Source organism: Pseudomonas sp. AC083, from assembly GCF_979253165.1.
Map to the genome: position 1 here is coordinate 237,998 of NZ_CEEDDH010000006.1, position 13,633 is coordinate 251,630.

At 60.3% G+C, this 13,633-nt stretch carries 12 protein-coding genes; 3 read left to right on the forward strand and 9 right to left on the reverse strand.

Going from position 1 to position 13,633, the window contains the following annotated elements; all coding sequences use genetic code 11:
* Nucleotides 1-237: 237 nt before the first annotated feature.
* From garD to kdgD, 4 genes are all read right to left on the reverse strand, one after another.
* Nucleotides 238-1,791, reverse strand: coding sequence for a galactarate dehydratase (garD, locus tag AC0IXA_RS12580; protein ID WP_471813272.1), 1,554 nt, complete (start codon nucleotides 1,789-1,791; stop codon nucleotides 238-240).
* An 11-nt stretch (nucleotides 1,792-1,802) separates the two neighbouring features.
* Entirely contained in the window at nucleotides 1,803-3,164 is a 1,362-nt protein-coding gene (locus AC0IXA_RS12585) for an MFS transporter (RefSeq protein ID WP_125927107.1), read from the reverse strand.
* Between the two features lie 100 nt (nucleotides 3,165-3,264).
* Nucleotides 3,265-4,710: an aldehyde dehydrogenase family protein gene (locus AC0IXA_RS12590; protein WP_016771707.1), complete on the reverse strand. Its 1,446-nt coding sequence runs from the start codon at nucleotides 4,708-4,710 to the stop codon at nucleotides 3,265-3,267.
* 71 nt (nucleotides 4,711-4,781) lie between these two features.
* The gene (gene kdgD / locus AC0IXA_RS12595; protein ID WP_016771708.1) at nucleotides 4,782-5,693 is read right to left on the reverse strand and encodes a 5-dehydro-4-deoxyglucarate dehydratase; all 912 of its coding nucleotides are present in this window, start codon (nucleotides 5,691-5,693) and stop codon (nucleotides 4,782-4,784) included.
* Nucleotides 5,694-5,991: 298 nt separating this feature from the next.
* Between kdgD and AC0IXA_RS12600 the strand changes: the two genes are divergently transcribed.
* Nucleotides 5,992-6,372, forward strand: a complete 381-nt coding sequence (locus AC0IXA_RS12600; protein ID WP_471813274.1) for a hypothetical protein — start codon at nucleotides 5,992-5,994, stop codon at nucleotides 6,370-6,372.
* 131 nt (nucleotides 6,373-6,503) lie between these two features.
* A complete protein-coding gene (locus AC0IXA_RS12605; protein WP_460154303.1) occupies nucleotides 6,504-6,866 on the forward strand; it encodes a hypothetical protein in 363 nt (120 codons plus the stop codon).
* A gap of 7 nt (nucleotides 6,867-6,873) precedes the next feature.
* Here AC0IXA_RS12605 and AC0IXA_RS12610 read toward each other — a convergent pair whose 3' ends face one another.
* The 4 genes from AC0IXA_RS12610 to AC0IXA_RS12625 all read right to left on the reverse strand — a co-directional run bounded on the left by AC0IXA_RS12610 (nucleotide 6,874) and on the right by AC0IXA_RS12625 (nucleotide 11,435).
* Nucleotides 6,874-7,620, reverse strand: a complete 747-nt coding sequence (locus AC0IXA_RS12610) for a FadR/GntR family transcriptional regulator (protein WP_024011597.1) — start codon at nucleotides 7,618-7,620, stop codon at nucleotides 6,874-6,876.
* A 175-nt stretch (nucleotides 7,621-7,795) separates the two neighbouring features.
* Nucleotides 7,796-9,523 carry an ABC transporter ATP-binding protein/permease gene (locus AC0IXA_RS12615; protein ID WP_041477961.1) on the reverse strand — a complete coding sequence of 576 codons (1,728 nt, stop codon included), beginning with the start codon at nucleotides 9,521-9,523 and terminating at the stop codon, nucleotides 7,796-7,798.
* A 96-nt stretch (nucleotides 9,524-9,619) separates the two neighbouring features.
* Complete coding sequence (locus AC0IXA_RS12620) at nucleotides 9,620-10,180, reverse strand: response regulator transcription factor (protein ID WP_003221630.1); 561 nt, start codon at nucleotides 10,178-10,180, stop codon at nucleotides 9,620-9,622.
* The gene (locus AC0IXA_RS12625; protein WP_016771713.1) at nucleotides 10,173-11,435 is read right to left on the reverse strand and encodes an ATP-binding protein; all 1,263 of its coding nucleotides are present in this window, start codon (nucleotides 11,433-11,435) and stop codon (nucleotides 10,173-10,175) included. Before AC0IXA_RS12625 ends, AC0IXA_RS12620 begins: the two co-directional genes overlap by 8 nt.
* Nucleotides 11,436-11,846: 411 nt before the next feature.
* On the opposite strand from AC0IXA_RS12625, the gene AC0IXA_RS12630 reads away from it, so the two are divergent.
* Complete coding sequence (locus AC0IXA_RS12630; RefSeq protein WP_073473817.1) at nucleotides 11,847-12,563, forward strand: SIMPL domain-containing protein; 717 nt, start codon at nucleotides 11,847-11,849, stop codon at nucleotides 12,561-12,563.
* A gap of 169 nt (nucleotides 12,564-12,732) precedes the next feature.
* Here AC0IXA_RS12630 and AC0IXA_RS12635 read toward each other — a convergent pair whose 3' ends face one another.
* The gene (locus AC0IXA_RS12635) at nucleotides 12,733-13,095 is read right to left on the reverse strand and encodes a DUF6124 family protein (RefSeq protein WP_471813277.1); all 363 of its coding nucleotides are present in this window, start codon (nucleotides 13,093-13,095) and stop codon (nucleotides 12,733-12,735) included.
* Between the last annotated feature and the right edge of the window lie 538 nt (nucleotides 13,096-13,633).

Here is a 13,633-nt window from a genome sequence, read left to right on the forward strand (position 1 = left end):
CTTTCACCCTGATCGTTCCCACGCTCTGCGTGGGAATGCAGCCCCGGGACGCTCTGCGTCCCAAAGCGTGACGCGGAGCGTCACATGAGGCATTCCCACGCAGAGCGTGGGAACGATCACAGGCGCCGCAAGTCCTTCGGCGTCTGGCAGATCGCTTTCGCGAGCAGGCTCGCTCCCACATTTGCAATGCATTTCCCTGTGGGAGCGAGCCTGCTCGCGAAGAACGATGACGCGGTCTCAGGTAATCGGCGCCGGGTTGAACAAGGTGATGTCGTTATGCAGCTTGTGCTTCTCCGCCCAGGTCTGTTGCTTGCCACTGGCAACATCAAGGTAATAGTGAAACAACTCCCAGCCCAGTTCCTCGATGGTCGCGCGCCCGGTGGCAATGCGTCCGGCATCAATGTCGATCAGATCCGGCCAGCGCTGCGCCAGTTCGGTCCGCGTCGATACCTTGACCACCGGCGCCATGGCCAGCCCGTAAGGCGTGCCGCGGCCAGTGGTGAACACGTGCAGGTTCATCCCCGCCGCCAGTTGCAGCGTACCGCAGACAAAATCACTGGCCGGCGTCGCGCAGAAAATCAGGCCCTTGTGCTTGAAACGCTCGCCCGGGCCGAGCACGCCATTGATCGCGCTGCTGCCGGACTTGACGATCGAGCCCAGCGACTTCTCGACAATGTTCGACAACCCGCCCTTCTTGTTGCCCGGCGTGGTGTTGGCGCTGCGATCGGCTTCGCCCTTGGCCAGGTAACGGTCGTACCAGTCCATCTCGCGTACCAGCTCTTCGGCGACGGTTTGCGTTTGCGCCCGCGACGTCAGCAGATAGATCGCATCGCGCACTTCGGTGACTTCGGAAAACATCACCGTCGCCCCGGCACGCAACAGCAAGTCCGAGGCATAACCCAGCGCCGGGTTGGCGGTGATGCCGGAGAACGCGTCGCTGCCGCCGCACTGCATACCGAGAATCAGCTCGGAGGCCGGCACGGTTTCGCGGCGGCGCTGGTCGAGTTTCTTCAGGCGCACTTCGGCCAGTTCCATGATCTGCTCGATCATCTCGGTGAAGCCGTGGCTGGAATCCTGCAAGCGGTACAGCCACGGATCGCTGAGATCCACCGACGCATCGTCTTCGTGCATCACCTGCCCGGCCTGCAATTTTTCGCAGCCCAGGCTGATCACCAGCGCCTCGCCACCCAGGTTCGGGTTGCGCGCCAGATTGCGCACGGTACGAATCGGGATATAGGCGTCGGTGGCGGTAATCGCCACACCGCAGCCATAACTGTGGGTCAGTGCCACCACGTCATCGACGTGCGGGTACTTCGGCAGCAGCTCTTCCTTGATGCGCTTGACCGCATGATCAAGCACGCCGGTGACGCACTGCACGGTGGTGGTGATGCCGAGAATGTTGCGCGTGCCGACGGTGCCGTCGGCGTTGCGATAACCCTCGAACGTGAAGCCTTCCAGCGGTGCCTGCGCATCCGGCACATCGGTGGACAGCGGCAAGCTGTCCAGCGGCGGCGCGGTGGGCATGCGCAGTTGATCTTCCTTGACCCAACTGCCACGGCGGATCGGCTGCAACGCGTAGCCAATGATCTGCCCGTAACGAATCACCGGGCCGCCTTCGGGAATATCCTCCAGAGTGACCTTGTGGCTCTGCGGTACGAAATCCAGGGTGACCAGGCCGTCGGCAAACTCGGTACCGGCCGGTACGCCCTGATCGTTGACCACCACTACAACGTTGTCCCGCTCGTGCAGGCGGATGTAGCGCGGCGAGTCGGAATGTTCAATCAACTGCATGACGCCGCTCCTCAGGAATGCGCTTGAGACAAGTTACCGGTGACTTCATTGCCGCCCTTGGCTGGCGGCTCTTTCAACACCACCCGCTTGATCGGGCCGACGATCACCAGATAGCTGAACACCGCGACCAGTGCGTTGGCGCCGACAAACACCAGCGCCCACTTGAACGAGCCGGTGGAGCTGATGATGTAGCCGATCACGATCGGCGTGGTGATCGAAGCGATGTTGCCGAAGGTGTTGAACAGGCCACCGCTCAGACCGGCGATCTGTTTCGGCGAAGTGTCGGAAACCACCGCCCAGCCCAGTGCGCCAACGCCTTTGCCGAAGAATGCCAAAGCCATGAAGCCCACGACCATCCATTCCACTTCAACATAGTTGCACGCAACGATGCTGCTCGATACCAGTAGACCGGCAATGATCGGCGCCTTGCGGGCGAAGGTCAGCGAATGGCCCTTGCGCAGCAGGTAGTCGGAAATCACCCCGCCGAGCACGCCGCCGATAAAGCCGCAGATTGCCGGCAACGAAGCGATGAAACCGGCCTTGAGAATGGTCATGCCACGCTCTTGCACCAGATACACCGGGAACCAGGTCAGGAAGAAATAAGTGATGCCGTTGATGCAGTACTGGCCCAGATACACGCCAAGCATCATGCGATTGGTCAGCAGCTGACGGATGTAATCCCACTTCGGACCGTCGGACTTCTTGCCCTTCTGATCCATGTCGACCATGCCGCCGTTGTCAGCGATGTGCTTGAACTCGGCCTCGTTGACGCGTGGGTGCTCGCGCGGGCTGTAGATGACTTTCAGCCACACCAGCGAGAACACGATACCGAGGATACCCATGACGATGAACACGTGCTCCCAGCCGAAGCTGTAGACGATCCAACCCATCAGCGGCGCGAACAACACGGTGGCAAAGTATTGCGCCGAGTTGAAGATCGCCGAAGCGGTGCCGCGTTCAGCGGTCGGGAACCACGCCGCCACGATGCGCGCGTTGCCGGGGAACGACGGCGCTTCCGCCAGGCCCACCAGGAAACGCAGCATGAACAGCGCAACCACTGCCGTGGACATGCCGAATTCACCGACGAAGCCTTGCAGTACGGTGAACAGCGACCAGGTGAAAATGCTCAGGGCATAGACTTTTTTCGAGCCGAAGCGATCGAGCAGCCAGCCACCGGGAATTTGCCCGGCGACGTAGGCCCAACCGAATGCGGAGAAGATGTAGCCGAGGGTGACGGCGTCAATGCCAAGGTCCTTTTGCAGGCTGGAACCGGCAATGGCGATCGTGGCACGGTCGGCGTAGTTGATCGTGGTCACCAGAAACAGCATGAGCAGGATCAAATAGCGGACGTGAGTCGGCTTGGAGGATTGCATGCAGATGTACTCCCACTGATTATTTTTATGCGGGTAAAACATTCTTTGGTCTTGTGCCGCGCAGGGCCTCAGGCGATGGCCCGGCGCGGGTGCAGCGGGGTTACGATCCGATGTAACTGGTCTTCACGACCGTGTAGAACTCTTGTGCATAGCGGCCCTGCTCACGGGAGCCGTAGGACGAGCCTTTACGCCCGCCGAACGGTACGTGGTAATCCACACCGGCGGTCGGCAGGTTGACCATCACCATCCCGGCCTGGGAGTGGCGCTTGAAGTGGTTGGCGTACTTCAGCGAGGTGGTGGCGATGCCGGCCGACAAGCCGAATTCGGTGTCGTTGGCCATTGCCAGCGCAGCTTCGTAATCGGCCACACGAACAATGTTGGCCACCGGGCCGAAAATTTCTTCGCGGCTGATGCGCATCGACGCTTCGCTGTCGGCAAACAGGGTTGGCGCGAGGAAGTAGCCCTCGGTGTCGCAAGTCACCACACCGCCGCCACTGACCAGACGTGCACCTTCGGACTGGCCGATGTCGATGTACTTCATGTCCTGCTCAAGCTGCGCCTGGGAAACCACCGGACCGATGTCGGTGCCGGCTTTCAGCGCGTGGCCGACCTTGATCGACTTCATGCGCTCGGCCATCGCTTCAACGAACTTGTCGTGAATGCCGGCGGTGACGATCAGACGGCTCGACGCTGTGCAGCGCTGGCCGGTGGAGTAGAATGCGCTCTGCACCGACAGCTCGACCGCTTGCTTGAGGTCGGCGTCGTCGAGAATGATCTGCGGGTTCTTGCCGCCCATTTCCAGCTGCACCTTGGCCTGGCGCGAAACGCAGTTGACCGCGATCTGACGACCCACGCCCACCGAACCGGTGAAGCTGATGCCGTCGACTTTCGGGCTGTTGACCAACGCCTCGCCAACCACGCGACCGCTGCCCATTACCAGGTTGAACACACCGGCCGGGAAGCCCGCGCGGGAAATGATTTCCGCCAGCGCCCAGGCGCAGCCCGGCACCAGATCGGCAGGCTTGAGCACGACGCAGTTGCCGTAGGCCAGGGCCGGAGCAATCTTCCACGCCGGGATGGCGATGGGGAAGTTCCACGGCGTGATCAGACCGACCACGCCCAGCGCTTCACGGGTGACTTCGACGTTGACGCCCGGGCGTACCGACGGCACGTAGTCACCGGACAGGCGCAGGCATTCACCGGCGAAGAACTTGAAAATATTGCCGGCGCGGGTCACTTCACCGATCGCTTCCGGCAGGGTCTTGCCCTCTTCACGGGCCAACAGCGTGCCGAGCTCTTCGCGACGGGCGAGAATTTCCGTGCCGACTTTATCCAGCGAATCGTGACGAGCCTGGATGCCCGACGTGGAGTACGCCGGGAACGCAGCGCGGGCAGCGTCGATTGCGGCGTTGACTTGGGTCAGGTCAGCCTTGGCGTAGTCGCCGATGGTGTCGCTGAGTTCGGACGGGTTGATGTTGGCCGAGTAATCGGCACCGGCGACCCATTCGCCATTGATGTAGTTGTCGTAGCGTTTTGCAGTTGTCACAGGGCAGCCCTCAACTCTAAAAGCCTTCACGCAAAAAGCCGCTGATTGCTCAGCGGCCTCGCTTTTCTCGTTTATTGCGCGCCTTGCTTGTCGATCAGCGCGGCGAGCATTTCGTACTCTTCGCCGGTCAGGTCGGTCAGCGGCGCACGCACCGGACCTGCGTCATAGCCGGCGATTTTTGCACCTGCCTTGACGATGCTCACGGCGTAACCGGCCTTGCGGTTGCGGATGTCCAGGTACGGCAGGAAGAAGTCGTCGATGATCTTGCCGACGGTGGCGTGATCTTCGCGAGCGATCGCGTGGTAGAAGTCCATCGCGGTTTTCGGGATGAAGTTGAACACCGCCGAGGAGTACACCGGCACGCCCAACGCCTTGTAGGCAGCGGCGTAGACTTCAGCGGTCGGCAGACCACCCAGGTAGCTGAAGCGATCACCGAGGCGGCGACGGATCGACACCATCAACTCGATATCGCCCAGGCCATCCTTGTAGCCGATCAGGTTCGGGCAGCGCTCGGCCAGACGTTCCAGCAGCGGCGCGTTGAGGCGGCAAACGTTGCGGTTGTAGACGACCACGCCGATCTTCACCGATTTGCACACGGCTTCAACGTGGGCGGCAACACCGTCCTGGCTCGCTTCGGTCAGGTAGTGCGGCAGCAGCAACAGGCCTTTGGCGCCCAGACGCTCGGCTTCCTGAGCGTATTCGATGGCCTGGCGGGTCGAACCACCGACGCCGGCGAGGATCGGCACGCTGGTTGCGCAGGTGTCGACGGCAGTCTTGATGATTTCCGAGTATTCGCTGGCGGCCAGGGAGAAGAACTCACCGGTGCCGCCGGCGGCGAACAGAGCCGAAGCGCCATACGGAGCCAGCCATTCCAGGCGTTTGATGTAGCCCGCGCGGTTGAAATCGCCTTGCGCGTTGAAATCGGTCACCGGGAAAGACAGCAGGCCGGCAGAGAGGATGGACTTCAGTTCTTGTGGATTCATTATTCGAACACCCTGGTAGCAACGTTTTATTGTGAGTGGACCGTTCAGCCTTCGCCGAAGTTGTAGGTCATCGTACAACTTAAAAAATAACCGTCAACTGCATTTCATCGTTGGCAGGGCTTTTTTGTCCGACAAAATCGCTGTCTATGCTTCTGGAAATCGCTGGAAGGCCCGTCCTTGAAGCATTTTCTCGCGGAAATATCTCGTCTGGATTCGTTTAATTCTGAGAGGACCAGCGGCTCGTAAAGTACGTCGACTGCCACGAAGGATCGTGGCGGACCACTCAAAGGAAGCCGCTATGTCGATGCATTTTGCCGCCCCCACCCTCACCCACGTCGCCCCTGCGCAAGACGACTGCGTGACACTTCAGCTCTCGCAACTGCCGGACATCCTCACCGTGCAGGTGCCGGATTCCAGCGATTTCGCAGCAAACTGGAGCGTCTACGCGATTCTCGGCAGCGATGGAGAAGAACCTGAATGGGAAGGTGATGAAGTGGACACTGGCGCCTGGGATGACGCCGAGGATGAAATGGAAAAGCTCTTCGACATCGAGGTGCAGCTGCCGAAAGAAGCATTGCAACCGTACCTGAATCGCGAGGTGGAACTGCGCTACAAGTTTCGGGATGAGTCGAGTATGGAGCCGTATTCGCGGGCGTTGAGGTTGCGGGTTGAGGCGTGAGTGGTACGGCGTTAGAGGGCTGACCGTTGGTCGGGACTGGTATTTCTTACAGGTGCGAGGCTCTGGCAGTCCAGACATTAATAAGCGTGAGCTGCCTAGGGCTCGTTTCGACAACCAAAAGGATTTTGAAGATGACCGATAAACGCTACGCAATTCAAACTCTGCCTCCACCTGTACTTAAAGAAGCACTCGGTGGCGTCCTCTACGTGCACAACCTGATCGACCCGGCTCATGGGTTAGTACCTGTGCCCGAAGCAGCGGCGCAAGGAGACATAGTCACATTGACAGTGAGTAACTCAAACGACGCCGAGCAATGGTCAAATTCGGTGCCCCTGCCTTCACCACCGCTCCGCCCACAGCTGGAATTCAACATCCCGAAAGCAGTTTTTGAAAAAATGCTCAGTGCAGAGACCGACGCCACACTGAAATATTCCATCGAACGTTCCGGCAACGCACTGGTATCAGAGCCACTGAAAATTGAGCTCAAACACTGATACTACTTCATCCCTGCGCCTGCGCCTCTTCATGGGCCTGGCGCAGTCTTTCGCGGCTGTTCGTCAGGTGCAACCGCATTGCCGCACGCGCGGCATCGGAATCCTGGCGGGCGATCGCGTCGTAGATTTCTTCGTGCTCACGGCTCAGACGGCCCATGTAGTGCTGTTGATCATCATGAGCCAAACGCGCCGAGTTCAGCCGCGTACGCGGAATGATGCTGGTGCCCAGGTGGGTCATGATGTCGGTGAAATAGCGGTTACCGGTGGACAGGGCGATTTCCAGGTGGAAAGCGAAGTCCGACGACACCGCATCGCTGGCATGGGAGGCGCTTTCGTTCAAGGCATCGAGGGCGGCGCGCATGGTTGCCAGTTGTTCGGGGCTGCGGCGTTGCGCGGCGAGGCCAGCGGATTCGACTTCGAGGCTGATGCGCAATTCGAGGATCGCCAGCACGTCACGCAGGGTGACCACGGTGGCCGGATCGATACGGAAACCGCTCGGGCTCGGCGTGTCGAGGACGAAAGTGCCGATGCCGTGGCGGGTTTCCACCTGACCGGCCGCCTGCAGACGGGAAATCGCCTCGCGGACCACGGTGCGGCTGACGCCATGGGCTTCCATGATCGCCGACTCGGTGGGCAACTTGTCGCCACGCTTGAGCAGGCCATCACGGATCTGCTCGCTCAACACCGTCACCAATTCCTGGGCGAGGCTGCGGCGCTTGCGGGGGAGGCGCGGGGTGTCGATCAGCTTTTCCATGGTCTGCATCTTGTCTCGAAAGTTCGGCTTGGCGCCATCATAGCTCAAGCGAGTTGTACGATCACCGTCAACACGACCTCCATGTAGGAGCTGCCGAAGGCTGCGATCTTTTGATCTTGATCTTAAAAACCAAAAGATCGCAGCCTTCGGCAGCTCCTACAAGGGATCCGTGGGGTCAGGCAGTCACGGGTTGCTCCACCAAATGCCCGCTGTCGATCCGCACATGCCGTGGATGGAATCGTTTCAAACTGCTTCGGTGACCGACGCTGACGATGCTCAGACCCGGAATCTCGTCGATCAACGCCTGATACAACGTCGCCTCGTCTTCTTCATCCATCGCCGATGTAGCCTCGTCCATGTACAGCCATTGCGGTGCGTAGAGAAGCGCGCGGGCGAAGGCCAGGCGTTGCTGCTCACCCGGCGAGAGCATGCGTTGCCAGTGATTGGCTTCATCCAGCCGCCCGACCAGGTGTGGCAGACGGCAAGTTTCCAGCACCTGTGCATAACGTTCCGGCGCGTAGGTGTCGCCCGGTTGTGGATAACTCAACGCTTCACGCAATGTGCCGATCGGCAGATAAGGCTTCTGCGGCAGGAACAGGTAGCGCGCCGCCGGCAAACGAATATTGCCGTGCCCCGCCGGCCACAAATGGCCCATCGCCCGCAGCAGTGTCGACTTGCCGCTGCCGGAACGGCCGCTGAGCATCACGCGCTCACCCGGTTCAACGGTCATGTCAGCGTCGGTCAGCAGGTGACGACCATCAGCCAGATCCAGGCCGAGGTTGTGCACCTGCAACTCACTGCCCTGGTTCTGCACGTCGATGGCCGGGGTGCGTTGTTCGTTGTCGCTCATGGCCTGACGGAAACTCAGCAGACGATCACAGGTGGCGCGCCACGCGGCGAGATCCGAGTAGGCAGTGATGAACCAGCTGAAATTCTCCTGCACGTTGCCGAACGCCGAGTTGATTTGCATTAGCTCGCCCAGTTCGATCTTGCCGGACAGATAGCGCGGCGCGGCGACGACAAACGGGAAAATAATTGCGATCTGACCGTAACCGGAGGTGAAGAACGTCAGGCGCTTGGACACGCGCATGATGTCCCAGAAATTGTGCCAGACCAGCCCGAAGCGGTTGCTCAGGCGGCGGTTCTCATTCGGTTCGCCGTTGTACAAGGCGATGCTTTCCGCGTTCTCACGCACGCGCACCATGGAAAAACGCAGGTCTGCTTCGAAGCGTTGTTGCTTGTTGTTCAGACCGATCAGACGGCGACCGATCAAATGCGTCAGCCAACTGCCCACCGCCGCATACAACAGCGCACACCAGAACATGTAGCCGGGAATTTCGATGCCGAACACTTCGATACTGCCCGACACGCCCCACAAAATGATCGAGAACGACACCAGACTGACAATCGTGCGCAGCAGCCCGAGGCCCAGGCTCAGGGTGTTGGCGGTGTAAGTGTTGAGGTCTTCGGAAATCCGCTGGTCGGGGTTATCGGTATAACCGCCCTGCTCCAGCTGATAGTAATTCTTGTGGTCTAGCCAGCGCTTGAAGTGCTTTTCGGTCAGCCACGCCCGCCAGCGGATCGTCAGCATCTGCGTCAGATACAAGCGATACACCGCGCCGAGAATCGCCACCGTCGCGATGCCGCAGAAATACAGGATCAACTGCCAGAACGCGGCTTCATCCTTCCTCTGCAAAGCGTTGTAGAAATCCTTGTACCAACTGTTGATCCACACCGAGATCGCCACGCTGAACAGCGTCAGCGCAATTACGGCAATCAGCAACGTCCAGGCCTTGCCCTTCTCTTCGCTGCGCCAGTAAGGCGTGGTCATCGCCCAGACTTTGCGAAAAAACTGCCCGCGCACAGCATCGTTGACCGCGGAATATTCAGCGTTCTGATTCATGGATAAGGCTCGATAGTAAAAAGAACGGACACGCGCCGATCATAGATGATCGGCGCGTTTTATCGCGAGGGCTGGCGATAGTCGTTCAGCGCAGGTTCAGCGACGCACCGGACGCTTCTGCAGTTTGCGCTGCAAGGTGCGGCGGTGCATGCCCAGCGCGCGGGCCGTGGCGGAAATGTTGCCTTCGTGCTCGGTGAGCACGCGCTGGATGTGCTCCCATTGCAGACGATCGACCGACATCGGGTTTTCCGGCACCAGACTGTCGAGGTCGGCATGCTCGGACAGCAGCGCGGCCAGCACGTCGTCGGCATCGGCGGGCTTGCACAGGTAGTTGCAGGCGCCACGCTTGATCGCCTCCACCGCCGTGGCAATGCTCGAATAACCGGTGAGGATCACCACGCGCATTTCCGGATCGAGTTCCAGCAGCTTGGGCAGCAGAACCAGACCGGAATCACCGTCCATTTTCAGGTCCAGCGCTGCGTAATCAGGCAGATCGGCCTGGGCGATGGTCAGGCCTTCTTCAGCGGAACCGGCGGTGCTGACGCGAAAGCCGCGGCGGGCCATGGCGCGGGCCATGACGCGGGTGAAGGTCGCGTCGTCGTCGACCAGCAGCAGATGCGGCAGTTCTTCGCCTTCGACTTGGATTTCGTCACTCATGTTGGTCTCCTCGGGCGCCGTGGGGCAGGCGCAGCTCGGTGAGCGTGCCGCCTTCCTCATGACTATAGAGTTTCACTGAGCCGCCGGCGCGTGTCACGCTGGCCTTGCTCAAAAACAGGCCTAGGCCGAAACCTTTGCCCTTGGTGGTAAAAAACGGCTTGCCGATCTGCTCGGCGATGGCCAGCGGCACACCGGCGCCGTGATCGCGAATGCTGATCGTCAAAGTCTCTGCGTCCCAGTCCAGCGTCACCTGGAGGTTTTCCGGGCAGGCGTCAGCGGCATTGTTCAACAAATTAAGCAGCGCCTGGGTCAGATCCGGCGGCGGCGCCATGCGCGGCACTGCACCCTGACCGAGACGCTGGAAGCGGTAACTGGCTTCCGGGCGCATCAGGTGCCAGCGGTTCAGCGCTTCGTCGAGCCAATCGGTAACGTCCTGCATCTCCACCGCCAGACGCCGATTGGCCTCGGCGGCGCGGACCAGTTGCTGCAAGGTTTCCTTGCACAGCTTGACCTGATCCTGCAGCACTTTCAGATCGTCCTGCAGCAGTGCGTCGGGATGATCCTGCTGCATTTCCTTGAGCAACACGCTCATGGTCGCCAGCGGCGTACCCAGCTCATGCGCCGCACCGGCAGCCTGGGTCGCAACGGCGAGCAACTGTTGATCGCGCAGACCTTCTTCGCGTCGAATCGCGCGCAACTCTTCCTGCCGACGCAGCTCTTCAGCCATACGCGCCGCGAAGAACGTGATGACCGCAGCAGCCAGGGCGAAGCTCAGCCACATGCCGTAGATCTGCAGATTCTCACGGGCGACCGGCAAGGTTTCCAGCGGGTAGAAACGCGTCAGCATCAGCGTGTACAGCGCCAGCGCGATGCCCGACAGAATCACCGAATAACGCCACGGCAGCGTCACCGCCGCAATCGTCAGCGGCACCAGATAATAGGAAACGAACGGGTTGGTCGAACCGCCGGAGAAATACAGCAGCGCACTGTGAATCACCAGATCGCAGGCCAGTTGCAGCGCGTATTCAAGCTCGGTCACCGGCCACGATGTGCGCAGGCGCACAGCCGTGAACACGCAGAGCAGAATCGAACAGCCCAGGGTCATCGCCAATTGCACCCACGGCAATGGCAATAATTGCAGCCAGTACGCCAGGCCCACGGACCCGGCCTGCGCGGCGAGCACCAGGGTGCGGATGAAAGTCAGCCGCCAGAGGTTCTGGCGAGTGGCGGAAGTCAGTTGTACGGGGGCGAGCATGAGCTCTCCTGATGAGCGCTCCAGGCGGATCGCACGGAGTATAACCAAGGCGCGGGGTTCAGAGGCGAAAGTGCGGCAAACGACCACATGGCGACGATGGAGAATTCATCTGAGTTGAAGAAGATGCCGAGGGCTATTGGAGATCAATTGTGGCGAGGGGATTTATCCCCGCTGGGTGGCGGAGCCGCCCCCAAATCATGCGACCTCATTTAACCAGACATACCGCATCAGCCGGATTTGCGACTGCTGCGCAGCCGAACGGGGATAAATCCCCTCGCCACAGAAGCACTCCCCACTGCGTGCAGGCATCTGTATAGAAGTTGTAACTGGGCGAACCGGATCATAGAAGTTAGAGTCTGATGGTTCACGCAGGCCGCGACCCATTACCTGCGCCTCATTCAAGGAGCCTTCATGCACACATTTCGCCGCAGCGCCGCCCTCCTCGCCCTGACCATCGGCAGCGTCGCCAGCCTCCCGGCGCTGGCCGCCGATGAGCTGCACTACAATCAGATTTCCCTGCGCGCCGAAGTCAGCCAGGAAGTGGCCCGCGACCAGATGATCGTGACGCTCTATACCGAAGAGCAGAACACCGACCCGGCCAAACTCGCCGCCGCCATCAGCACCACCATGAACAAGGCCACCGCCCAGGCCAAACAGGTCAAAGACATCACCCTGCGCACGGGCAGCCGCAATAGCTACCCGATCTACGACACCAAAGGCCAGAAGATCACCGGCTGGCGCGAACGCGCCGAACTGCGCCTGGAAAGCACCGACTTCGCCGCCCTGTCCAAACTCACCGGCGAGTTGCTGACCGACCTGAAAATGGGCGGTATGGACTTCGCCATCGCCGACCCGACCCGCAAGGCCAGCGAAGACCAGTTGCTCAAGGAAGCCGTCACCGCCTTCAAGACCCGCGCGCAACTGGCCACCGACGCCCTCGGCGGCAAGGGTTACAAAATCGTCAACCTGAACCTCAACAGCAACGGTTACCCACAACCGTACCTGCGCGCGCCCATGATGATGAAAGCCGCAGCCATGGATTCCGCGCCGGTGACCCCGGAAGTTGAAGCCGGCACCAGCCAGGTCAGCATGACCGCTGATGGCTCGATTGAAGTGTTGATGCAGTGATTTGAGCTTGGCTGAATGAAAGACCGGCAATCAGTGGATGGTTGCCGGTTTTTTTGTGCCCGGGTTTTGTAGTGAATGATCCACCGCTTTCGCGAGCAGGCTCGCTCCCACAGGTTGAACGCATTTGAATGTGGGAGCGAGCCTGCTCGCGAAGAACGATAACGCGATCTCAAGCGTGCGGATCAACCCGATCCAGCGCCCGATTCACCGCCAGCTCCGCCAGCATGATGATCTGCTGAATCGCCAGCGCCGTATTGCGCTGCGGTCGCCCCAGCTGATCAGCGAAATCGCTGGCCAGGGTGTTGGCTGAAGCGAGGGATTCACAGGCGTGGGCAAGCAGGCTTTCGGTGTCGATGTCGGGCTGGACCAGAAACATCGTGCTGGGCGGATGGGGTTTGCCGGGTGGCGGGCAGAGATAGAAATCGAGGGCACGCTTGATGGCTTCGCGGTTCTTCGCAAGATCGTCGGCGCGCAGCGCGGCTTCGAGGGGGGTAGTGGTTTCTTCGGGTGGGTCGGGGACTGGTTTGGTCATTAAATAGCCCTACTTTGCTAAATGAACGCCATCACCTGCCGTTTCTCACGCGGCGAAGTGGGTGGCAACTATGTGCGGGGTGAGAAACCGGAAAAATAGGAAAACCGGCCAGACCGAAGTCTGCCCGCACACAGTCGCCATATCGCTATTGCAGACAACTGAAGAGCTGGCGGCAATTATGCGGACATGCGCACTGAATCACTAATTTTCCGGGTTCTCACACCCGATCGCTGAACAACCAGCGACGACCCAAGCCTAGGGAGCGGACGTCCGACGGACAACCTGAAAACCTTGTGGGAAGGTTCGAGTTATTGGGCATCGGAATTAAACAAACTCAAGTCCTCGGGGGCCTGGACGTGCCGCATCGCGAGCAGGCTCACTTCTACAAAAGCCAAGGCAAAGCAGCGCAGCTGCCCGCGGCGAAGCCGCCCCACTCAACAATGAGCGCAAGCTCGAGTACCGCTTTTGATCTTGATCCACCGGCGACGTCGGAAGGCTGAGTGGAGGGATTGATCCGGGCGTGGGAGCGCAGCGACCG